Here is a 21,376-nt window from a genome sequence, read left to right on the forward strand (position 1 = left end):
GCGATCGACGAGCCCGCGCTCGCCGGCACGGCCCGGCCCGCGGTGGCCCGCCTCAACGCGGCCACGGCCGAGCGCCTCGGGCTCGCCGAGGGCGAGCCGGCCACCGTCCGCACCGAGCGGGGGGCCATCACACTCCCGGTGGCGCTCGCAGACCTTCCCGACGGCGTCGTGTGGCTGCCGGGCAACTCCGGTGAGTCCCGCGTCCGTGCGGTGCTCGGCGCCGGACACGGTGATCTGGTGGGAGTGACGGCATGACCGGTCTCGCCGACGTTCTTCGTCCCGCGGAGGCGGCATTGACACAGCTGGCACAGGCCCCGGCCCCTGTCGGGGGGTTGACCCGCACGCAGCAGCTGCTGGCCGACGACCCGATCTGGCTGATCCTGCTGAAGGTCGTGGCGCTGTTCGCCATCGGCGTGGTGCTGACCCTCTTCATGATCAACTGGGAGCGCAAGGTGGTGGGGCGGATGCAGCAGCGTCCCGGCCCCAACCGCACCGGCCCCGGCGGCTGGCTGCAGAGCCTCGCCGACGGGCTGAAGCTGGCGTTCAAGGAAGACATCATGCCGGTGATGGCCGACAAGAAGGTCTACTTCATCGCGCCGGTCGTCGCCACCATCCCGGCCTTCGTCGCGTTCTCGGTGATCCCGTTCGGCGGCGAGGTCTCGATCTTCGGCGAGCCCACCGTGCTGCAGCTGGTGGACCTGCCGGTCGGTGTGCTCGTGGTGCTGGCCTGCTCGTCGCTCGGCGTCTACGGCATCGTGCTCGGCGGCTGGGCGTCCGGCTCGCCGTACCCGCTGCTCGCCGCGCTGCGCAGCGCCGCGCAGGTGATCTCCTACGAGATCGCGCTCGGCCTGTCGGTGGTCGGCGTCGTGCTCTACGCGGGCTCGCTCTCCACGGCCGACATCGTTGCGTCGCAACAGGCCGGCCTGTGGAACGCCATCGTGCTGCTGCCGAGCTTCGTGGTGTTCGTGATCGCGATGGTCGGTGAGACCAACCGCGCGCCGTTCGACCTCCCCGAGGCCGAGTCCGAGCTGGTCGGCGGGTTCCACACCGAGTACTCGTCGCTGAAGTTCGCGCTCTTCTTCCTCGCCGAGTACGTCAACATGGTCACCGTCTCGGCGATGGCCACCACGCTGTTCCTGGGCGGGGGAACGCTGCCGGGCCTGAACCTCAACGGCTGGGTCGAGTTCGTCGTCTTCCTGGTGAAGATGTTCATCTTCCTGTTCGTCTTCATCTGGCTCCGCGGCACGCTGCCCCGCCTGCGCTACGACCAGTTCATGCGGCTGGGCTGGAAGGTGCTCGTCCCGGTCAGCCTGATGTGGCTGCTGCTGATCTTCGCGATCCGCGCCTTCCGCAACTCCGGCGGCAGCACGGCCACGCTGATCGTGGCGCTGGTGATCGGGGTCGCGATCGTGCTGATGGTCGCGTTCCTGGTTCCGGACCGGAAGGTCCCGCGGGACCAGGTGGTCGAGCTGGCGTCGGACTACCCGGTGCCCCCGCTCGACCTCGCGGTGCCCACGCCGTCGCGGCACAAGCTGCGCGCGCGGTCGGTGGACGCCACCACCAAGAAGAGCCGCCGCGAGCGCGCCCTCACGGGGAAGGAGACCGAGTAGATGTTCGAGTTCTTCAAGGGCTTCGGTGTCACCTTCTCGACGATGTTCAAGAAGGTCGTCACCGAGGAGTACCCGGAGAACTTCCCTCCGGCTGCTCCCCGCTACCACGGACGGCACCAGCTCAACCGGCATCCGGACGGCCTCGAGAAGTGCGTGGGCTGCGAGCTGTGCGCCTGGGCCTGCCCGGCCGACGCGATCTACGTCGAAGGCGGTGACAACACCGAGGAGGCGCGCTACTCCCCGGGTGAGCGCTACGGCGCCGTCTACCAGATCAACTACCTGCGCTGCATCGGCTGCGGCCTGTGCGTCGAGGCGTGCCCCACGCGGTCGCTGACGATGACCAACTTCTACGAGATGGCCGACGACAACCGTCAGGACCTGATCTACACGAAGGAGCAGCTGCTCGCGCCGCTGCTCGCCGGCATGGAGCAGCCGCCGCACCCCATGCGGCTCGGCGAGACCGAGCAGGACTACTACGTCCAGGGCCCGACCCTGGCGAAGAAGAACCCCGAGACCGACCCGGTGGGGGAGCAGGTCGTATGACCGACATCGTCTCGACGGGTGAAGCCGTCGTCTTCTGGATCCTCGGCCCGATCGCGCTGCTCGGCGCCCTGGGCATGGTGTCCGCGCGCAACGCGGTGCACTCGGCGCTGTTCCTGGCGATGACGATGCTGTCGCTCGGCGCGCTCTACATGGTGGAGCAGGCGCCGTTCCTCGGCTTCGTGCAGATCATCGTCTACACCGGCGCCGTGATGATGTTGTTCCTCTTCGTGCTGATGCTCGTCGGCCGGGACAGCTCCGACTCCGTGGTCGAGGTGCTGCGCGGGCAACGCCTCACAGGCCTGCTGCTCGGCGTCGCTCTCGCGGTGCTGCTCGTGGCGGCGGTCGGCCGCACGCTGGTCAACGTGCAGTCCGTCGGACTGGCCGCGGGCAACGCGGGGTCGGGCGACAACGTCAAGGGCATCGGCGCGCTGGTGTTCACGAAGTACCTGTTCGCGTTCGAGCTCACCTCGGCGCTGCTCATCACCGCGGCGCTCGGGGCGATGGTGCTGGCCTACTCGCAGTCGCGCTCCCACGACAAGCGCGGCCAGCGCGCCACGGTCGAGGCGCGGCTGCGCGGCGAGCACGACCGCATCTCCCCGCTGCCCGGCCCGGGCGTGTTCGCCACCGGCAACTCGGTGGCCGTGCCCGCGATCCTCCCCGACGGCTCGATCGCGCCCGAGTCCATCTCGGCGATCATCGACGCCACCCCGGTGGAGCGGTTCGACGAGCCCCCGGCCGACGCCCACGCGCTCACCGGCGGCCGCAAGGTCGTCCGCGCCGACGGCGACTCCGACTCCTCCGACACGCAGGACGCCCGATGACCCCGACGTACTACCTGCTGCTGTCGGCGCTGCTGTTCACGATCGGCGCCGTGGGGGTGCTGGTGCGGCGCAACGCCATCGTCGTGTTCATGTGCATCGAGCTGATGCTCAACGCCGTGAACCTGACGCTCGTCACCTTCGCCCGCATCAACGGCACGCTCGACGGGCAGGTCATGGCCTTCTTCGTGATGGTCGTGGCCGCCGCAGAGGTCGTCGTCGGCCTCGCGATCATCATGTCGATCTTCCGCACCCGCCGGACCGCGTCGGTCGACGACGCGAACCTGCTGAAGTACTGAGTCGCATGCAGTACACAGACCAAGGAGTGCTCCCCGTGCTCAGCCCACGCCCCCATGAGGTGACCTCGTGACCGAACTCCCCGAGGTCGGGGCCGCCTCCGGCATCGCGTCGCTCGCCTGGCTGCTGTTCGCGCTGCCGGCGCTCGGCTCGCTGATCCTGTTCGTGGCCGGTCGCCGGGCCAACCCGTGGGGCCACTGGCTCGGGGTCCTCACGGTCGTCGCGTCCTTCGTGCTCGGGCTGGCGATCCTCCTCGAGACGCTCGGGCTGCCCGCGGCCCAGCGCACCACCGAGGTCTCGCTGTACGACTGGATCCACGTCGCCGGCCTGAACGTCGACTTCGGGCTGCGGCTCGACCCCCTGTCGCTGACGTTCGTGCTGCTCATCACCGGTGTCGGGTCGCTGATCCACATCTACTCGGTCGGCTACATGAGCCACGACCCCGGCCGCCGCCGGTTCTTCGCGCAGCTCAACCTGTTCGTCGCCGCGATGCTGATCCTGGTGCTCGGCAACAACTTCGTGATGCTCTACCTCGGCTGGGAGGGCGTGGGTCTCGCGTCCTACCTGCTCATCGGCTTCTACCAGGACCGCCCGTCCGCGGCCACGGCCGCCAAGAAGGCGTTCCTCATGAACCGCGTCGGTGACGTGGGGCTGGCCCTGGCGATCTTCCTGCTGTGGACCAACCTCGGCACCGTCCAGTACACCGAGGTGTTCGCCCGCGTCGGCGACCTCTCGCCCGGCACGGTCGTCGCCATCACGGTGCTGCTGCTGCTCGGGGCGTGCGGCAAGTCGGGCCAGTTCCCGCTCCAGGCCTGGCTGCCGGACGCGATGGAGGGCCCCACGCCGGTCTCGGCGCTCATCCACGCCGCCACGATGGTCACCGCGGGCGTGTACCTCATCGCCCGCACGCACCCGCTCTACGACCTCACCGCGACGGGCCGCCTGATCGTCGCGCTGATCGGCACGATCACCCTGCTCATCGGGGCGATCATCGGCTGCGCCTACGACGACATCAAGAAGGTGCTCGCGTACTCCACGGTCAGCCAGATCGGCTACATGATCCTGGCGGTCGGCCTCGGCCCCATCGGGTATGCGCTCGGCATCGCCCACCTGCTGGCCCACGGCTTCTTCAAGGCCGGGCTGTTCCTCGGGGCCGGCTCGGTGATGCACGCGATGGACGACAACGTCGACATGCGTCACTACGGCGGCCTGGCGCGGAAGATGCCGATCACGTTCGTGACGTTCGGTCTCGGCTACCTCGCCCTGATCGGCTTCCCGTTCCTGTCGGGCTACTTCACGAAGGACGCGATCATCGAGGCCGCGTTCACCGCGCCGGGCTGGCAGGGCTGGGTCTTCGGCCTCGCGGCCACCGTCGCCGCCGGCCTCACCGCGTTCTACATGACGCGCCTGATGATCATGACGTTCTTCGGCGAGAGGCGTTGGGAGAAGCTGGAGACCGCAAGTGGCGGGCACTACCACCCGCACGAGTCCCCGGCCTCGATGACGGTCCCGATGATCATCCTGGCCTTCGGCTCGGTGTTCGCGGGCTTCCTGCTCACCAACGGCCAGGCGCTGGCCGGATGGCTCGCGCCGTCGCTCGGTGAGCTGCGGGAAGCCGAGGGCGGCGCGCTGCCCCACTCGGTCACCCCGTGGCTGGTGCTCGTGTTCTCCGCGCTCGGCGTACTCACCGCCTACCTGGTGGTGGGCAGGCGGCCGACGCCGGTGGAACGCCCGCAGCACGTGTCGCTGCCGGTGCGCGCGGCCCGCCGCGACCTCTACGCCAACGCCATCAACGAGGCGGTCATCGCGCGGCCCGGCACCTGGGCCACGCGCGCACTGGTGTTCCTGGACAACCGCGGCGTCGACGGCCTCGTCAACGGCGCCGCCGCGCTCCTGGGGGGCAGCTCGGGACGCATGAGACGCCTGCAGACCGGGTTCGTGCGCTCCTACGCGCTGTCGATGCTCGGCGGCACGGTCCTCGTCGCCGCGGCGCTGCTGTTGGTGCGGTTCTCGTGAGTACTCCCGGAGGAAGCGTGCTCCTGCTGATCCTGCTGCTGCTCCCGCTGGTCGGGGCGGTGGCGGTGGCCCCGCTGAAGGGCAACGCGCGCACGGCCAAGCTCACCGCGCTCGCGTTCGCGCTGGTCGAGCTCGTGCTGACGATCGTCGTGTGGTTCTCCTACTCGACGGCCGCTGCGTCGAGCGGCACCCGGTTCCAGCTCGAGCTCTCGGTCGACTGGATCCCCGCGTTCGGCGCCCACTTCGCTCTCGGCATCGACGGCATCGCGCTGGTGATGCTCGCCCTGATCGCCGTGCTCGTGCCGATCGTCATGGCGTTCTCCTGGGAGGAGAAGATCCCCGAGGGCCGCTCGGCCGCCGGGTTCTACTCCCTGATCCTCGTCACCCAGTGCCTGCTCGTCGGGGTGTTCGCGGCCACCGACGTGTTCCTGTTCTACGTGTTCTTCGAGGCCATGCTGGTCCCGATGTACTTCATGATCGGCCGCTTCGGCGGGCCGCGCCGGCAGTACGCGGCCGTGAAGTTCTTCCTGTACTCGCTGCTCGGCGGCCTGATCATGCTCGCCTCCGTGATCGGCCTGTTCGTCGTCAGCGGCCAGCAGCTGGGCGCGGGCACGTTCACCTGGGTCGACCTGCAGCGGATGGCCGCGAGCGTCCCGGAGTCCACGCAGGTCTGGCTGTTCCTCGGGTTCTTCGTGGCGTTCGCCATCAAGGCGCCGCTCGTGCCGTTCCACACCTGGCTGCCCGACGCCGGTGCCGAGGCGCCCGTCGGCGCCGGTGTGCTGCTCGTCGGCGTGTTGGACAAGGTCGGCACGTTCGGCTTCCTGCGCTACTGCCTGCCGCTGTTCCCGCTCGCGTCGAGGGACCTGGCGCCGCTGGTGCTCACCCTCGCCGTGATCGGCATCCTCTACGGCGGGCTGCTGGCCGTCGGCCAGACGGACATGAAGCGGTTCGTGTCGTACACCTCGATCGCCCACTTCGGCTTCATCGCGCTGGGGATCTTCTCGTTCTCCTCGCAGGCGTTCGCGGGTGCCACGCTCTACATGGTCAACCACGGCATCTCGACCGGGATGCTGTTCATCGTGGTCGGGATGCTGATCGCACGCGGCGGGTCGCGGCTCGTCGGCGACTACGGCGGCGTCCACCAGGTCGCGCCGCTGCTCGCGGGCGTGTTCCTCGTCGCAGGGCTGTCGTCGCTGGCGCTGCCGGGCACCAACTCGTTCGTCAGCGAGTTCCTGGTGCTGCTGGGCTCGTTCCCGCGCGAGCCCGTCTTCACGATCCTGGCCACGGTCGGCATCATCTTCGCGGCGCTGTACGTGCTCTGGGTCTACCAGCGCACGATGCAGGGGCCGCTGCGCGGTGCGGCCGTCCTCGGGGCACTGGAGCCGGCGGGCGGGCCCGGCACGATGCTCGACCCCGCCGTCGCTGCGAAGAGGCCGGGCTCCGGGTTCCCGGACCTCCGCAAGCGTGAGATCGCGGTGCTGACCCCGCTGATCGTGCTCATCCTGGTGCTCGGGTTCTTCCCCGGGCCGGTGCTGGACGTCATCACCCCGTCGGTGGTGGCCACCATGAACGAAGTGGGTCTTCCCGACCCGGTGGGGGGTCTGTCCCGGTGACTGTTCTCGCTCAGGTCACGCCGCTGAACGCGCCGGCGATCGACTACGGCGCCATCGCCCCGCTGCTGATCATCCTCGTCGCGGCATGCCTCGCGGTGCTCGTCGAGGCGTTCCTGCCGCGCCACCAGCGCTGGCCCGCCCAGGTGGTGCTCTCGATCCTCGCGCTGGCGGCGGCCGGGCTCGCGCTGGGGATCTACGCGGGCAACAGCAGCCCGCAGGGCATCACGACCGTGGCCGACGCGATCGCCGTCGATCGGCCCACGCTGTTCCTCTGGGGCACGTTGCTCGCGCTCGGGCTCGGCAGCATCCTGCTGATCGCCGACCGCTCCGTGGAGCCCGGCGGGGCGTTCCTCGCCTCGGCGGCCACGCGGGCCGTGGTCGGGACCGGCGGGGGTGGCGGGGGGACCACCGGTGGTGGCGGCGAGGACCGCGGCTACGGCTCGCCCGACCAGGCGCCCACGATGCAGACCGAGGTCTTCCCGTTCACGCTGTTCGCGCTGGCCGGGATGATGACCTTCTGCGCCGCCAACGACCTGCTGACGATGTTCGTGGCGCTCGAGGTGCTCTCACTGCCGCTGTACCTGATGTGCGGGCTCGCCCGCCGTCGCCGGCTGCTCTCGCAGGAGGCGGCCGTCAAGTACTTCCTGCTCGGCGCGTTCGCCTCGGCGTTCTTCCTCTACGGCCTCGCGCTGCTCTACGGCTACGCGGGCTCGGTGCGCTTCACCGACATCGCCGCGGCGGCGTCGGGCTCGCAGAAGTCCGACGCGCTGCTGCTCGGCGGGCTCGCCCTGCTCGTCGTCGGGCTGATGTTCAAGGCCTCGGTGGGCCCGTTCCACACCTGGACGCCCGACGTCTACCAGGGCGCCCCCACGCCCGTCACCGCGTTCATGGCCGCCTGCACCAAGGTCGCGGCGTTCGGCGGCGTCCTGCGGGTGCTCTACGTGGCCTTCGGCGACACCCGCTGGGAGTGGCGGGGCGTGCTGTGGGCGATCGCGATCGTGTCGATGGTGATCGGGGCCGTCATCGGTCTCACCCAGACCGACGTCAAGCGGATGGTGGCCTACTCGTCCGTGGCGCACGCGGGCTTCCTGCTCCTCGGCGCGATGTCCATCACGGCGGCGGGCACGTCCGGCACGCTGTTCTACCTGCTCGCCTACGGCTTCACCACGCTGGCGATCTTCGGCGTGATCTCGCTGGTGCGCAACGCCGACGGCGAGGCCACCCACCTCTCGCAGTGGGCGGGGCTCGCGAAGCGGTCGCCCGTGGTGGCCGGGGTGATGGCGTTCCTGCTGCTAGCCCTCGCCGGCATCCCGCTCACCAGCGGTTTCACCGCGAAGTTCGCGGTGTTCTCGGCGGCGCTGGCCGACGGGATGGCGCCGCTGGTGGTGATCGCGCTGATCGCGAGCGCGGTGGCCGCGTTCTTCTACCTGCGCGTCATCGTGCTGATGTACTTCAGCGAGCCGGCCGCCGACGGCCCCACCGTCGCCGTGCCGGGGGCCTTCACCACCGTCGCCATCACGCTCGGGGTGCTCGTCACGCTCCTGCTCGGCATCGTCCCGACCCTGGCCCTGGGCTGGGCCGGCGGCGGAACCTTCGTAGGCTGAGGGAGTGTCGAGCAATGCGATAGCGGGAGTCGAGGTCGGAGACCCGGCCCTGGCGGCGGCCACCGAGGCCGGTCTTGCCCAGGTCGAGGAGCTGTTGCACCGCGAGGTGCACAGCGACTACCAGTTCGTCAACGAGACGGCCCTGCACCTGATCGACGCCGGTGGCAAGCGGTTCCGGCCGCTGTTCACGCTGCTGGGGGCGCAGTTCGGGCCGCAGCCGGACTCGGACGAGGTGATCACCGCGTCGGCCGTGGTGGAGCTGATCCACCTGGCCACGCTCTACCACGACGACGTCATGGACTCCGCCACGATGCGCCGCGGTGCGGAGAGCGCGAACTCGCGCTGGGACAACTCCGTCGCGATCCTCACCGGCGACTTCCTGTTCGCCCACGCGTCCCGGCTCGTGGCCGACCTCGGGCCGGACGCCGTGCGGATCATCGCCGAGACCTTCGCCGAGCTCGTCACGGGGCAGATGCGTGAGACCCGTGGTCCGCGCCCCGGCGAGGACCCTGTGGAGCACTACCTGACGGTGATCGCCGAGAAGACCGGTTCGCTCATCGCCACCTCGGGCCGCTTCGGCGGCATGTTCTCCGGCTGCCCGCCCGAGCACATCGCGTCCCTGCAGCGGTTCGGCACGATCTTCGGCACCGCCTTCCAGGTGGCCGACGACGTCATCGACATCGCGTCGCCGTCGGACAGCTCGGGCAAGACGCCCGGCACCGACCTGCGCGAGGGCGTCCAGACCCTGCCGATGCTCTACGCACTGCAGGAGACCGGCCCGGACGCCGAGCGGCTCCGTGTGCTGCTGGCCCGTCCGATCACGGACGACGACGAGGTGGAGGAGGCGCTGGGCCTGCTCCGCACCGGCAAGGGGCTGGAGCGCGCGCGCGAGTTCCTGGCCGACCAGGCCGCCGAGGCCCGAGCCGAGCTCGCCAAGCTCCCCGCCTGCCCGGCCTCCGACGCCCTGGATGCTCTGACGACCTACGCGATCGACCGCACCGGCTGACGCCCTCCCCCGGCGTCAGGTGGGGGTGGTGGCCAGGGTCGCGGTCTCGCGGCGGGCCGAGCGGTTCGTGTGGATCAGGTCCACCGTGAACACCGTCAGCGCCACCCAGACCAGCGCGAACCCGATCCAGCGGGTGGCCGGCATGGCCTCGTGGACCACGAACACGCCCCACACGAACTGCAGGATCGGGTTCAGGTACATCAGCACACCGATGGTGCTCAGCGGGACCCGCCGCGCGGCCACGCCGTAGAGCAGCAGGGGGATCGCGGTGACGGGGCCGGCGGCGATGAGCAGCAGCAGGTGAACCGGGCCGTGGCCGACCATCGTGCCAGCGCCCGCCACCTGGAACCAGACGATCACCGCGACGGCGATCGGCCCCAGCACGAGGCCCTCGGCCGTGACGCTGCCGGTGGCCGACAGCGGCACCGTGCGCTTGATCAGCCCGTAGGTGCCGAACGAGGCGGCCAGGGTGAGCGCGATCCACGGCGGCCTGCCGTTCTCGATCGCGATCACCACCACCGCGGCGATGCCGAGTGCCACCGCCGCCCACTGCACGCGGTTCAGCCGCTCCCGCAGCACGAGCACCCCGAGCAGCACGCTGACCAGCGGGCTCATGAAGTAGCCCAGCGCGGCCTCGACTACCTGCCCGTCGAACACGGCGTAGATGTAGAGGCCCCAGTTGATCGTGATCAGCACGCCGGCGGCGGCGACCATCGCCCAGCCCCGCGGCGCGAGCGCCCGCAGCTCAGGCCAGCCACGCGCCAGGGAGATCACCACGACCATCAGCACCGCGGTCCAGGCGATGCGGTGGGCCAGCACCTCGACGGGGACGGCGGGCGCGAGCATCGGCCAGAACGCCGGGAACAGCCCCCATATCGCGTAGGCGCCGACGGCGGCCCCGACACCCCGCCCGTCCAGCTTCGTCGCCGCCACGGGTCCATGAGAACACCGCGCGGGCCGGATCGCCCTGGTGAGACTCCCCACTGCCTGTTGTCAGGATGCGGACGCGGACGCGGCGGCGATCGCGCTGATCGTCGTGTGCTCCGCGTCGTCGCGGGCCTGGTCCAGCACCACCGCACCGGCGGGGAGGGTGAGGCCGGCCAGCGGGTCGGCCACCGCCCAGCCCTTGCCCACCGCGTCGTAGGCCAGGGCGATGGGCAGCACGGCGGGGGTGCCGTCCGCCTCCGGCCGGTGCGCCCGCGGGGGGAGCGTCTCCTCCGGCAGCGTCGGCCACGGCGGGTCGTCGCCGTCGGGAAGCGGGTTCTCGCCGAAGCGGTGCAGGTGGTCGAGCCGGGCGGTGAGCCAGCGGTCGACGGCCGCCACGAGCTCACCGGTGAGCCGTTGGCCGCCCGGGTCGCGCTCGGCCCAGACGGGTGCCCCGCTGTCGCGCACGAGGTAGTCCCACGTCCGGTAGGCGGGCGCCTGCGGGTCTCCCGAGGAGCCCGTGGCCTGGGCCAGGAACACGGGCATGCCGGTCAGCCGTCCGCGCGTGAGCGGCGCAGCGGACGGCAGCGCGCCGTGCAGCAGGACACCGCCCGCCCAGCGTTCGGGCCTGTTCAGCATCAGCGCGGCGGCGAGCGTCGCACCCTCGGCGAACCCGACGAGCACCACGGGTCGGTCGGGATCGCCCTCGGTGTCGAGCCAGCCGAGGAACCAGTCCATGGTGGCCTCGAGGTCGTCGCCTGCGGACCAGGTGAAGCCGTCGCTCTCCTCCACCGGACCTCGCACCGCGGCGTACGCCGGGCCGAACGGCAGGTGCGGGGCCAGCCCGACCATCGTGTTCTCGTGCGAGCCGCGCCCGTGCAGCAGCACGATCAGCGGCGTCGACGGGTTCTCGGGGCCACCGATCTCCAGGGGCTGCCCGCCCCAGCGGGCGACGACGGGCGCGGCGTAACCGCCGCCGAGCCTCTCCCCGGACACCATGCCCTCACCTCGACCTCGTCGTCCGGCGCCGATCCGCACCGTAGATGGACGCCGCACCGGATCCGGTGGATCGTCTCGGTCTGAGACGGAGCACGTGTCACTATTCGTTACCTGAACGTGATGCAGGCGTGACCGTCGTCCGTGACCTTGTCCGATGATCGCCTCGACACGGGGGGAGACCGTGGTGGATCTAGTGGCGTCCTCGTCCCGAGCCGGGTGGTGGGCAGGCCTCGTGACAGTGCCGCTCGTGCTCGCCGGCGTCTCCCTGATGTGGCCCGGGCCGCCCGCTGCCCCGTCCGAGGTGACCGTACCGGTCAGCGTGGGCAGGGCCCCGACCGTCACCGCTCCCACCGCCCCCATCGCCGGCGGCACCGCCCCCGCCGCCGGCGGCACCACCACCGCCGCGGACCGTCAGCGTCGTGCGGCGGCCGAGGTCGCCGTGATCCTCGCCGCCGCGCCCATCACCTTCCCGGCGGACAGTGCCGACCTGACCCCGGCTGCCGCCGCCACCGTGGGGCGGGTGACCGCGGTGCTGCGGGCCGAGCCCGGCGTGAGGGCCCACGTGATCGGGTTCTGCGCCGACGGCCCCGGCCCCGCCGTGGTGGCGCAGCAGCTCTCCGAGCGCCGGGCCGAGGTCGTCGCGGAGGTTTTGGCGGCCGCCGGCGTGAACCGCGCCCGTCTCGTCACGGAAGGCCTCGGCAACGCCGGTCCGCTCGCCACCCGCGCAGCCAGCAGGCGCGTCGAGATCCAGATCCCCTAGGAGCACGTCGTGGCATGGTTCTTCGTACAGGTCTGGGTGCTGTGCCTCGTCGCGTTCCTCCTCGGTGCGGCGGCCACCTGGCTGGCGTTCGTGCGGCCGCTGCGGCAGGCCCGGGACACGACGTCGGCCTGGCCGGAGATGTCCACGTGGCCGGCCGCAGATGAGCCCCCGGCGGCGCCCAGCCCGAGGGCCGAGCCGGAACCGCTGCAGCCACCACCCGGTCCGCCGACGAACTCGGCTCTCGCGGCCGTCGATCCCCAGGGCCTCCCGCGCCGGCAGGGCCCGGGGGTCGGCGTCACGGCCACCGGAGCGCTGGACCGTCTCGGCGTGAGGCCGACGATCCCGGCCCAGAGCGATCACCCCGCGGACGAGAGCACCGACGTTCCGGACATCCCGGCGCAGTCCGGTCCGGCTGACGGGCGCTGAGCCCCGGAACGACGGAACGTCCCCCCGGCCGGAGCCGGGAGGACGTTCCAGGACGCGGTGTGGCGGTCAGCCGACGACGGTCCAGGTGTCGCGGCCGTTGAGGAGGGCCTGCAGGTCGGGAGTGCGGGTCTCGCGCTCGTGGTCGACCTGGGCGCGGGTGGCGTCGTCGTAGGTGGTGCGGGCGACGTCGCGGAAGATCCCGGTGACGGTGTGGGTGAGGTCCTGGTCCGAGAGCCGGGACAGGGCGAAGGCGAGGTTGTGGTCGGTCTGGTCGTGGACCACGATCTCGGACGCGTCGACCTCGTCGGTCTTGGTGACGCGCAGCCCGAACCCGTCGCGGACCACGGCGTAGCTGCCGAGGCCGGCCCGGTCGTGCTCGGCGGGGGGGCCGAAGCGGATGGGCTGGCCGTGGGTGAGGGGGATGACACGGGTGTCGGCGTCGTCGCCCTTGCGCAGGACGTCGAACGATCCGTCGTTGAAGATCGGGCAGTCCTGGAAGATCTCGACCAGCGCCGACCCGCGGTGCGCGGCGGCGGCGCCGAGGACCTCCGTCAGCCCCTTGCGGTCGCTGTCGAGTGCGCGGCCGATGAACGTGGCCTCGGCACCGAGCGCGAGCGAGATCGGGTTGAAGGGGTGGTCGATCGACCCGAAGGGGGTGGACTTGGTGATCTTCCCTTCCTCGGACGTCGGCGAGTACTGGCCCTTGGTCAGCCCGTAGATCCGGTTGTTGAACAGCAGGATCTTGAGGTTGACGTTGCGGCGCAGCGCGTGGATCAGGTGGTTGCCGCCGATGGAGAGCGCGTCGCCGTCGCCGGTGACGACCCACACCGACAGGTCGGGGCGGGTGACGGCCAGGCCGGTGGCGATGGTCGGGGCGCGCCCGTGGATGGAGTGCATCCCGTAGGTGTTCAGGTAGTACGGGAACCGCGAGCTGCAGCCGATGCCGGAGACGAACACGGTGTTCTCGCGCTTGATCCCCAGCGTGGGCAGGAACTGGCGCACGGCGGCGAGCACGGCGTAGTCACCGCAGCCCGGGCACCAGCGCACCTCCTGGTCGGAGGTGAAGTCCTTCGCGGTCTGCTTGTCGGTGGTGGTCGGGACTCGGTCCAGTCCACCGATCGTGGGCAGCCCCAGATCCAGCGCGGTCATGCGTGCACTCCTGACAGATAGTTCAGGAACAGGTCCTGCAGCTCCTCGGCCTTGAACGGCAGGCCGGAGACGTTGGTGTAGCTCTTCGCGTCGAGCAGGTACTTCGCGCGGAGCAGCAGCGCGAGCTGCCCGAGGTTCATCTCGGGAACCAGCACCGTTTCGTAACGCGCGAGGACCTCGCCGAGGTTGGCGGGCATCGGGTTGAGGTGGCGCAGGTGGGCCTGGGCGACCTTGTGGCCCATCGCCCGCACGCGCCGGGCGCCGGCGCCGATGGGGCCGTAGGTGGAGCCCCAGCCGATGACCAGCAGATCGGCGTCCCCGGTCGGGTCGTCGACGTCGAGGTCGGGCACCGTGATGCCGTCGATCTTCGCGCTGCGCAGCCGGACCATGCGGTCGTGGTTGGCGGGGTCGTAGGAGATCGAGCCGCGGCCGTCGGCCTTCTCGAGCCCGCCGATGCGGTGCTCGAGGCCCGCGGTGCCGGGCACCGCCCACGGACGGGCGAGGGTGTCGGCGTCGCGCAGGTAGGGCCAGAACTCGCCGGACCCGTCGGGGGCGTTGGGCTCGGTGGCGAACTTGGGGTCCACCGGCTGCAGGGTGTCGGCGTCGGGCACCCTCCACGGCTCGGAGCCGTTGGCGAGGGATCCGTCCGAGAGCAGCATGACCGGGGTGCGGTAGGTGACCGCGATCCGCACCGCCTCCAGGGCGGCGTCGAAGCAGTCACCCGGCGACTGCGGGGCCACGATCGGCACCGGCGCCTCGCCGTTGCGCCCGAACATGGCCTGCAGCAGGTCGGCCTGCTCGGTCTTGGTCGGCAGACCGGTGGACGGCCCGCCGCGCTGCACGTCGATCACCAGCAGCGGCAGCTCCAGCGCCACCGCCAACCCGATGGTCTCGGACTTCAGTGCCACACCCGGACCCGACGTGGTGGTGACCCCGAGCGCCCCGCCGAAGCTCGCGCCGAGCGCGGAACCGATGCCGGAGATCTCGTCCTCGGCCTGGAACGTGGTGACGTTGAAGGCCTTGTGCTTGGACAGCTCGTGGAGGATGTCCGACGCCGGCGTGATCGGGTACGAGCCGAGGAACACCGGCAGCCCGGTGGTCCGACCGGCCGCGACGATCCCGTACGCCAGCGCGGTGTTGCCCGTGATCTGGCGGTAGGTGCCCGTGGGCAGCGGGGCCGGCTTCACCTCGTAGGTGACGGCGAAGGCCTCGGTGGTCTCGCCGTAGGCGTGGCCGGCCTTGAACGCGAGGATGTTGGCCTCGGCCAGGTCGGGGCGCCGGGCGAACTTCTCCCGCAGGAACCGCTCCGTGCCCTCGCTGGGGCGGTGGTACATCCACGACAGCAGGCCGAGGGCGAACATGTTCTTCGCCCGCTCCGCGTCCTTCTTGCTCAGGCCGGTCTCTTCGAGGGCGCCACGCGTCAGGGTGGCCATCGCGACCTCGTGCACCTGGAACTGCTCCTCGAGCGAGCCGTCCTCGAGCGGGTTGGCCTCGTAGCCGACCTTCGTCAGGTTCCGCTTGGTGAACTCGTCGGTGTTCACGATCAGCACCCCACCCGGGGGCAGGTCGGCGACGTTGGCCTTGAGCGCGGCCGGGTTCATCGCCACCAGCACGTCGGGGCGGTCCCCGGGGGTCAGGATGTCGTAGTTCGCGAAGTGCAGCTGAAACGACGAGACGCCCGGCAGGGTGCCGGCAGGCGCCCGGATCTCCGCTGGGAAGTTCGGCAGTGTGGACAGGTCGTTGCCGAACGCGGCGGTCTCCGAGGTGAACCGGTCACCCGTGAGTTGCATGCCGTCACCGGAGTCACCCGCGAAGCGGATGACCACCCGGTCCTTCTGTACGACCTCGGGCTGGTCGACGGCGGTGTCGGTGGACGTCATGTCGAGGTCGATCCTCGATTCCGGTGCGGGGATGGGCGTAAGGGCAGGTTAACTCCCGGTGAGAGTGATCGTCGCCCGACCCCGGCCGATCTCACAGCACAGGATTCCGGTGGGAGGAACCCTCAGCGGGAGCTGCTGATCCGCTTCTGCAGTGCCGCCAGACGCTCCTTGAAGTCGTCGGACCGCACGGACTCCGCCTGCGCCCGCACCTCCACGTCCACGGCGTCGCGCTGCGAGGTCATGCCCGCGGTGAGGCGCATCGTGGCCTTGGTGGTGACAGCGAGCTCGCGGTTCGCCGCGGCAGCCCGGGCCGCCATCTCCACGGCCGCGGCCACGACGTCGTCGGCCACGCGGTACACGAGCCCGATGCGCTCGGCCTCGGCCGCGTCGACGGCCTCCCCGAACAGGGTGACGGCGGCGGCGCCCTGAGGTCCGAGCACGCGCTGCGCCATCCAGGTGTAGCCGCCGCCGGGGTGCAGGCCGAGCTGCAGGAAGCGGGCGTCGAACTTCGCGCGCGGCCCGGCCAGGCGCAGGTCGGCGGCGAGGGCGAGGTTGAGCCCGGCGCCGACGGCCGCGCCGTTGACGGCGGCGATCGTGGGCAGCGGGCAGTCGGCGATCGTGAGGAACCCCGAGTAGACCGCGCGCAGCGTGGCGGGGTCGGCCGTCGCCAGCTCGGCGAGGTCGCCGCCTGCGCAGAACGCCGGGTCCTCGCCGGTGACGACGATCGCGCCGACGCCCTCGTCGGCGACCGCGGCTTCCACGGCCGCGACGAGCTTCTGCGACAGCTCGAGGTTCATGGCGTTGCGGCGCTCAGGGTTGGACACCGTGAGCACGGCGACGCGGTCCTTGATGGTGGTGCGGACGTCTGTGGCCATGCCCGGCATCCTGCCTGGCTCCGTGCCGGAGCGCTGCGTCATACCCGTCACGCGGCGATGACGCGCCGCGAGCACCGGGTTACCGTCCGACGGTGAGCCCCTCCGCCCCGCCGCACCTCACTCCGCTCGAGCCGGCCGCCGACACCCCGCCCCCGGGCACGCCGATGCCCGGCCACTACGCGCACTGCTTCGCGTGCGGCGACGCCGAGGGCGGCCTGCAGATGAACCTGACCATCGGTGAGGGGGTCACGGTCACCAGCGAGTTCACGATCGAGGACCGCCACCAGGGCGCCCCCGGTCTCGCCCACGGCGGCGTGATCGCGGCGGCGTTCGACGAGGCGCTGGGTGCGCTCCAGGTTTTCCTCGGGGAGCCTGCCGTCACGGCGAGCCTGCAGACCGAGTTCCGCCGCCCCGTGCCCACGGGCTCGGTGCTGCACCTCGAGTGCCGCGTGGACGGGCGCGAGGGACGCAAGCTCTGGGTCAGCGGCGACGCCCACCTCGGCGCTCCCGACGGCCCGATCGTGGCGCAGGGGAAGGGGCTGTTCGTGGTGGTGACGCCCGAGCACTTCTCCACCCACGGCCGCCCGGCGGAGGTCGAGGCCGCGCGCGGGGGCACGTGGTTCGGCCGCCCCGTGAACCCTTAGGTTCTGCGGCCCCACGCCGACACCAGCGGCGACGTCGCGAGGTCGAGCCGGCCGGCGTCGACGGCAGCCAGGTGCCGCTCGATCTCGGCGGGCGTGGCCAGCCCGGCGTCGAGGAGCCGGTCGCGGATCTGCAGCACCGTGGCGCGCTCCAGCACCGCGCAGGCCGGCCCGGTGATCGGGAAGAACGCGTCGGCGGCGACGTCGGCCAGCCCGGCGGCGCGCAGCCGCCGGGGCAGCGTGCGGCCGTAGGCGAGGTCGACGCCGCGGCCGGACATGAGCGTGCGGAAGCCGGTCTTGAGCCGGTTGGCGAGCTCCTCCTCCGGCCCGGACTCGTCGGGGCAGACGAGCGGCTGCAGCGCCGGGTCGGCCTCCTCCACGAGCAGCCACCCGCCGGGCCGCAGCGCGTCGACCAGCGTGGCGAGGACGCGGTCCCGGTCGGGCAGGTGCACGAGGACGAGCCGTGCGTGCACCACGTCGAACGGTCCCTCGGGTGGCGGGTCGGTCGTGACGTCGTGGGTGAGCACCTCGCAGCCGTCCAGGTCGCGGAGCCATCGCGTGTCGATGTCGGTGGCGAGCACGCGGCCGGCGGGACCGACCCGTCCGGCCAGCCAGGACGGCACGCTCGGACCACCCGCACCGACCTCCCACACCCGGCTCCCCGGGCCCAGGCCCAGGGCGTCGAGGTGGCGGACGGTGACGGGGTCGAACAGCTCCGCGAACGCGCGGAACCGCTCTCCTGCCTCGTCATGCGCGTTGGCCAGGAGGTAGTCGCTCACGACTCCTCCCGCGCGGCGAACGCCGCGAACTGCTCCGCGAACGCGTCGAGGGCGGCGCGGGCGGCGGCGCCGTCGCGGTCGACGAGCCAGGCCAGCGTCACACCGTCGGTGACCACGATGAACATCCGGGCCAGCTGCTCGATCGGCAGCGTCCAGCGCGTGCCGCAACCGTCGCCGATCTCCTGCAGCGTCTCCCGCGCAGTGCGGTGATAGGCCGCGTACTGCTGTTGCGCGACGCCGGCGAGCGCCGGGTCGTTCAGCGCGTGCTGGGTGAGCGCCATCAGCACGGACTCGCGGCCCGGGTCGTCCTCGACGGTCTTCCAGTAGAAGCGCAGCGTCTCCCGCAGCGACGCGGCGACGTCGCCGCGGATGTGCGTGCCGCCCGCCCTGGCGACGGCCAGCGCGGCGAGCGTCTGGTCGGTCAGCTCGGTCAGCAGCTCCTGCTTCGACGCGAAGCAGTAGTGGAACGCCGCGAGCGACGCCCCGGCCTCGGTGCAGATCGCGCGCGTGGTGGCCTTGGCGAAGCCGTCCCGTCCGATCACCCGGAAGGCCGCGGCCACCAGCTGTCTGCGGCGGTCGTCGGCGGACACCCGCGCCATCGCGTTCTCCCTTGAACTGGGTCAGTTGACTCAGACGGTTGACACAGTGTGTCGCACGTCGCACCCTGATGCGCAACCCGAGCCCGGAGGCGCGCCATGAGTGAGAACTTCGGCTATGCGACGCAGTTTCCCCGAGTTCTGCGCCGCTTCGCGCTCTTCGCGGTGGCGTTCTCGATCGTGTCCATCACCACCGGCATCTTCCTCAACTACTCCTACGGCCTGACGCAGATGGGCCCCGCGGCGGTCTGGCTGTGGCCGGTGGCGGCGGTGGGGCAGCTCCTCGTCGTGCTGGTGCTCGCCGAGCTCGCGGGCCATTTCCCGCTGGCCGGGGCGAACTACCAGTGGTCGGCGCGGCTCGTCGGCTCGCGGTTCGGCTACCTCGTCGGGGCGCTCGGCGTGCTCTACGGCGCGGTCGGGCTGCCCGGGATCGCGCTGATCGGGCTCGCGCCCCTGACGGCCACCGTCCTCGGCCTCGACGCCGAGGACACGCGGCTGCTGCTGTTCATCGCCGTCCTCGCGCTCGTGATCGCCTACTTGATCAACATCGTGCGCGTGCAGCTCGCCGCGCGCGTCAACAACGTCGCGGTGTTCGCCGAGATCATCGGCACGGTCGTGCTGTCGGTCATCGTGTTCGTGGCCTGGGTGCACGGCGGCTCCGGCACCCCGGACGGCGGGCACGGCTTCGGCTTCCTGTCGACGACGGTGCCCGGCGCCGTCTTCCCCGACGCGCTGGTGGGCGGCGCGCTGGTGGGCATCTTCACGCTCGTCGGGTTCGAGGCCGCGGCGGACATGGCCGAGGAGACCGTCGACGCCCGGCGCACCGTGCCGCGGGCGATGATCCTCTCGGTCGTGGTGTCGGGTGTGCTGGGCTGGGCGGCGCTGATCGGCTTCACGGTCGCGATCCCCGACCTGGCCGCCGTCTCGTCGTCGCCGGTGCCGCTGGCCGCCATCGCCGAGTATTGGCTGGGCCCGGTGTTGACGAAGGTGTTCCTCGCGGTCGTCGTGTTCTCGATGTTCGCGCTCGTCGTGGTCGCGGCGGCGTCGAACTCGCGGCTGATCTTCGCGATGGCCCGTGACGGCATGCTCCCGTTCTCGAACCTGCTGCGGCGGGTGAACCCGCGGACGTCCACGCCGGTGCCGGCGCTGGTCACCTCGCTGGTGGTGTGCCTGGTGCTGCTGGCGTACGGCACCGCGGACGGCAACGCCTTCGCCGTTCTGGTGGGGGCCACGGCGCTCGTGCCGTACCTCGTCTACCTGCTGACGCTCGGCGGCTACCTCGCCCGGCGCCGGTCGATCGTGGACGCGGGGGAGGGCGGGTTCCGGCTCGGTGCGGCCGCGCTGCCCGTCGCGGTGCTGGCGCTGCTGTGGCTGGTGGCGGTGGTGGCCGCGCTGACGCTGCCCGAGGCGTTCCGCTCGGCCGACTACGTCGTCCTCGGCGCCCTCGTGCTGGCCGGGCTCTGGTACGTCGCGGCGCTGCGGCGCCGGCTGAACGAGGGCACGGCCGGTATCGGCTCTGCGCACACCGAAGCACCGGCGGAGATGGCATGACCTGGCAGAACTGGGCGCGGAACCAGTGCACCGACCCGCGGCGGACGGTCGTCGGGCGCGACGCGGGCGACGTCGTCGAGGCGGTGAAGTCCGCCCAGCGCGACGGGCTGCGCGTCAAGGCACTCGGGTCCGGCCACTCGTTCACGGCCATCGCGGTACCCGAGGACGTCGCGCTGCTCGTGCCGTCGGATCCTGCACAGGTGCGCGTGGACGGCAGCGGCCTGGCGACCGTGCCCGCGGGCGTCACGCTGCGCGTGCTCAACGACGTGCTGTGGGAGCGGGGCTGGGCGCTGCCCAACCTCGGCGACATCGACGCCCAGACCGTCGCCGGCGCGATCTCCACCGGCACCCACGGCACCGGTGCCCGCCACCAGGGCATCGCGGCGCAGGTCCGCGCGCTGGAGATCGTCACCGCCGACGGCTCGTTGCTGACCTGCTCGGCCACCGAGAACGCGCCGCTCTTCGCCGCGGCCCGGGTGGGCCTCGGCGCGCTGGGAGTTCTCGTCACTGTGACACTTCAGGTCGTGCCCGCGTTCCGGCTGCACGCGGTCGAGGTCGCGATGCCGCTGCCGGAGGTGCTCGCCGACCTCGACGAGCTGGCGCGGGCCAACGACCACTTCGAGTTCTACTGGTTCCCGCACACCGACATCGCCGCCACCAAGCGCAACAACCGCACCGACGACGAGGGGCCCGTCCGCGGACGCGTCGCCGAGTGGGTGGGCGACGACCTGCTCGGCAACGGCGCCTTCGAGCTCGCCTGCCGACTGGGTGCCCGGCTGCCGCGGCTGGTGCCGTCGATCAACCGGAAGGCGGCCGAGCAGTTCGCCGACGCCGAGTACGTCGACCGCTCCTACCGCGTCTTCACCAGCCCGCGTCGCGTGCGCTTCCTCGAGATGGAGTACGCCGTCCCGCGCGAGGCGCTCGGCGCGGCTCTCGACGGCCTGCGCGCCGCCGTCGAGCGGCACGGGCAGGCCGTCACGTTCCCGGTGGAGGTTCGGTTCGCTGCCGCGGATGACGTCCCGCTCTCGACCGCGTCCGGGCGCGAGAGCGCCTACATCGCGGTGCACGTCTACCGCGGGCAGCCGCACGAGTCCTACTTCGGTGCCGTCGAGTCCGTCATGACGGCGCTGGGCGGGCGGCCGCACTGGGGCAAGCTGCACACGCGGACGGCCGCCCACCTGCGGGAGAGCTACCCCGGGTTCGACGGGTTCGTCGCCCTGCGAGACCGGCTCGATCCCGAACGCCGGTTCACCAACGCCTACCTGGAGCGTGTACTCGGATGACCGCCG

At 71.5% G+C, this 21,376-nt stretch carries 21 protein-coding genes; 14 read left to right on the plus strand and 7 right to left on the minus strand.

The genetic code is table 11. The annotated features are described in order from the left end of the window. From JWR81_RS14380 to JWR81_RS14420, 9 genes are all read left to right on the plus strand, one after another. Window positions 1-255, plus strand: a 255-nt coding sequence (locus JWR81_RS14380) for a molybdopterin dinucleotide binding domain-containing protein (protein WP_297651554.1), incomplete at its 5' end; no start/stop codon positions are given. Between the two features lie 77 nt (window positions 256-332). Beyond that, on the plus strand, window positions 333-1,610 hold the full coding sequence (gene nuoH / locus JWR81_RS14385) for an NADH-quinone oxidoreductase subunit NuoH (protein WP_297651557.1): 1,278 nt from the start codon (window positions 333-335) through the stop codon (window positions 1,608-1,610). Further along, entirely contained in the window at window positions 1,611-2,153 is a 543-nt protein-coding gene (gene nuoI, locus JWR81_RS14390) for an NADH-quinone oxidoreductase subunit NuoI (RefSeq protein ID WP_297651559.1), read from the plus strand. Beyond that, on the plus strand, window positions 2,150-2,974 hold the full coding sequence (locus JWR81_RS14395; RefSeq protein ID WP_297651560.1) for an NADH-quinone oxidoreductase subunit J: 825 nt from the start codon (window positions 2,150-2,152) through the stop codon (window positions 2,972-2,974). The genes nuoI and JWR81_RS14395 overlap by 4 nt, the downstream gene beginning before the upstream one ends. Next, window positions 2,971-3,270: an NADH-quinone oxidoreductase subunit NuoK gene (gene nuoK, locus JWR81_RS14400; RefSeq protein ID WP_297651562.1), complete on the plus strand. Its 300-nt coding sequence runs from the start codon at window positions 2,971-2,973 to the stop codon at window positions 3,268-3,270. Before JWR81_RS14395 ends, nuoK begins: the two co-directional genes overlap by 4 nt. A 103-nt stretch (window positions 3,271-3,373) precedes the next feature. Next, window positions 3,374-5,284, plus strand: coding sequence for an NADH-quinone oxidoreductase subunit L (nuoL, locus tag JWR81_RS14405; protein ID WP_297651614.1), 1,911 nt, complete (start codon window positions 3,374-3,376; stop codon window positions 5,282-5,284). A gap of 17 nt (window positions 5,285-5,301) precedes the next feature. Then, a complete protein-coding gene (locus tag JWR81_RS14410; protein WP_297651564.1) occupies window positions 5,302-6,897 on the plus strand; it encodes an NADH-quinone oxidoreductase subunit M in 1,596 nt (531 codons plus the stop codon). Beyond that, complete coding sequence (gene nuoN, locus JWR81_RS14415; RefSeq protein ID WP_297651566.1) at window positions 6,894-8,501, plus strand: NADH-quinone oxidoreductase subunit NuoN; 1,608 nt, start codon at window positions 6,894-6,896, stop codon at window positions 8,499-8,501. The genes JWR81_RS14410 and nuoN overlap by 4 nt, the downstream gene beginning before the upstream one ends. 19 nt (window positions 8,502-8,520) lie before the next feature. Further along, window positions 8,521-9,507 (plus strand): polyprenyl synthetase family protein, encoded by a 987-nt coding sequence (locus tag JWR81_RS14420; protein ID WP_297651617.1) that lies wholly within the window; start codon window positions 8,521-8,523, stop codon window positions 9,505-9,507. A gap of 15 nt (window positions 9,508-9,522) precedes the next feature. On the opposite strand, the gene rarD is transcribed toward JWR81_RS14420, so the two are convergent. Together rarD and JWR81_RS14430 are read right to left on the minus strand one after the other, a co-directional pair. Continuing rightward, window positions 9,523-10,440, minus strand: a complete 918-nt coding sequence (gene rarD / locus JWR81_RS14425) for an EamA family transporter RarD (protein ID WP_297651568.1) — start codon at window positions 10,438-10,440, stop codon at window positions 9,523-9,525. A gap of 60 nt (window positions 10,441-10,500) precedes the next feature. Then, window positions 10,501-11,430 carry a hypothetical protein gene (locus JWR81_RS14430; RefSeq protein WP_297651570.1) on the minus strand — a complete coding sequence of 310 codons (930 nt, stop codon included), beginning with the start codon at window positions 11,428-11,430 and terminating at the stop codon, window positions 10,501-10,503. Between the two features lie 232 nt (window positions 11,431-11,662). Between JWR81_RS14430 and JWR81_RS14435 the strand changes: the two genes are divergently transcribed. Together JWR81_RS14435 and JWR81_RS14440 are read left to right on the plus strand one after the other, a co-directional pair. Then, a complete protein-coding gene (locus tag JWR81_RS14435) occupies window positions 11,663-12,190 on the plus strand; it encodes an OmpA family protein (protein WP_297651572.1) in 528 nt (175 codons plus the stop codon). A 9-nt stretch (window positions 12,191-12,199) separates the two neighbouring features. Further along, window positions 12,200-12,616, plus strand: coding sequence for a hypothetical protein (locus JWR81_RS14440; RefSeq protein WP_297651574.1), 417 nt, complete (start codon window positions 12,200-12,202; stop codon window positions 12,614-12,616). 66 nt (window positions 12,617-12,682) lie between these two features. Here JWR81_RS14440 and JWR81_RS14445 read toward each other — a convergent pair whose 3' ends face one another. From JWR81_RS14445 to JWR81_RS14455, 3 genes are all read right to left on the minus strand, one after another. Then, the gene (locus JWR81_RS14445) at window positions 12,683-13,765 is read right to left on the minus strand and encodes a 2-oxoacid:ferredoxin oxidoreductase subunit beta (protein WP_297651576.1); all 1,083 of its coding nucleotides are present in this window, start codon (window positions 13,763-13,765) and stop codon (window positions 12,683-12,685) included. Next, entirely contained in the window at window positions 13,762-15,645 is a 1,884-nt protein-coding gene (locus JWR81_RS14450) for a 2-oxoacid:acceptor oxidoreductase subunit alpha (protein WP_297651578.1), read from the minus strand. The genes JWR81_RS14445 and JWR81_RS14450 overlap by 4 nt, the downstream gene beginning before the upstream one ends. Window positions 15,646-15,767: 122 nt before the next feature. After that, window positions 15,768-16,520 (minus strand): enoyl-CoA hydratase, encoded by a 753-nt coding sequence (locus JWR81_RS14455; protein ID WP_297651580.1) that lies wholly within the window; start codon window positions 16,518-16,520, stop codon window positions 15,768-15,770. A 92-nt stretch (window positions 16,521-16,612) separates the two neighbouring features. Here JWR81_RS14455 and JWR81_RS14460 point away from each other — a divergent pair, with 92 nt between their 5' ends. After that, the gene (locus tag JWR81_RS14460; protein WP_297651582.1) at window positions 16,613-17,164 is read left to right on the plus strand and encodes a PaaI family thioesterase; all 552 of its coding nucleotides are present in this window, start codon (window positions 16,613-16,615) and stop codon (window positions 17,162-17,164) included. Here the strand turns inward: JWR81_RS14460 and JWR81_RS14465 are convergent. Both JWR81_RS14465 and JWR81_RS14470 read right to left on the minus strand, forming a co-directional pair. Then, complete coding sequence (locus JWR81_RS14465) at window positions 17,161-17,940, minus strand: methyltransferase domain-containing protein (protein ID WP_297651584.1); 780 nt, start codon at window positions 17,938-17,940, stop codon at window positions 17,161-17,163. The two genes, JWR81_RS14460 and JWR81_RS14465, sit on opposite strands and share 4 nt — an antisense overlap. Beyond that, window positions 17,937-18,539 (minus strand): TetR/AcrR family transcriptional regulator, encoded by a 603-nt coding sequence (locus tag JWR81_RS14470; protein ID WP_297651586.1) that lies wholly within the window; start codon window positions 18,537-18,539, stop codon window positions 17,937-17,939. The genes JWR81_RS14465 and JWR81_RS14470 overlap by 4 nt, the downstream gene beginning before the upstream one ends. A 96-nt stretch (window positions 18,540-18,635) precedes the next feature. Between JWR81_RS14470 and JWR81_RS14475 the strand changes: the two genes are divergently transcribed. Continuing rightward, window positions 18,636-20,087 carry an APC family permease gene (locus JWR81_RS14475; protein ID WP_297651588.1) on the plus strand — a complete coding sequence of 484 codons (1,452 nt, stop codon included), beginning with the start codon at window positions 18,636-18,638 and terminating at the stop codon, window positions 20,085-20,087. Further along, the gene (locus JWR81_RS14480; protein ID WP_297651590.1) at window positions 20,084-21,370 is read left to right on the plus strand and encodes a D-arabinono-1,4-lactone oxidase; all 1,287 of its coding nucleotides are present in this window, start codon (window positions 20,084-20,086) and stop codon (window positions 21,368-21,370) included. The genes JWR81_RS14475 and JWR81_RS14480 overlap by 4 nt, the downstream gene beginning before the upstream one ends. Window positions 21,371-21,376: the final 6 nt, after the last annotated feature.

The sequence above is a fragment of the Pseudonocardia sp. genome (assembly GCF_025965585.1).
In the GTDB taxonomy this organism is placed as follows: domain Bacteria; phylum Actinomycetota; class Actinomycetes; order Mycobacteriales; family Pseudonocardiaceae; genus Pseudonocardia.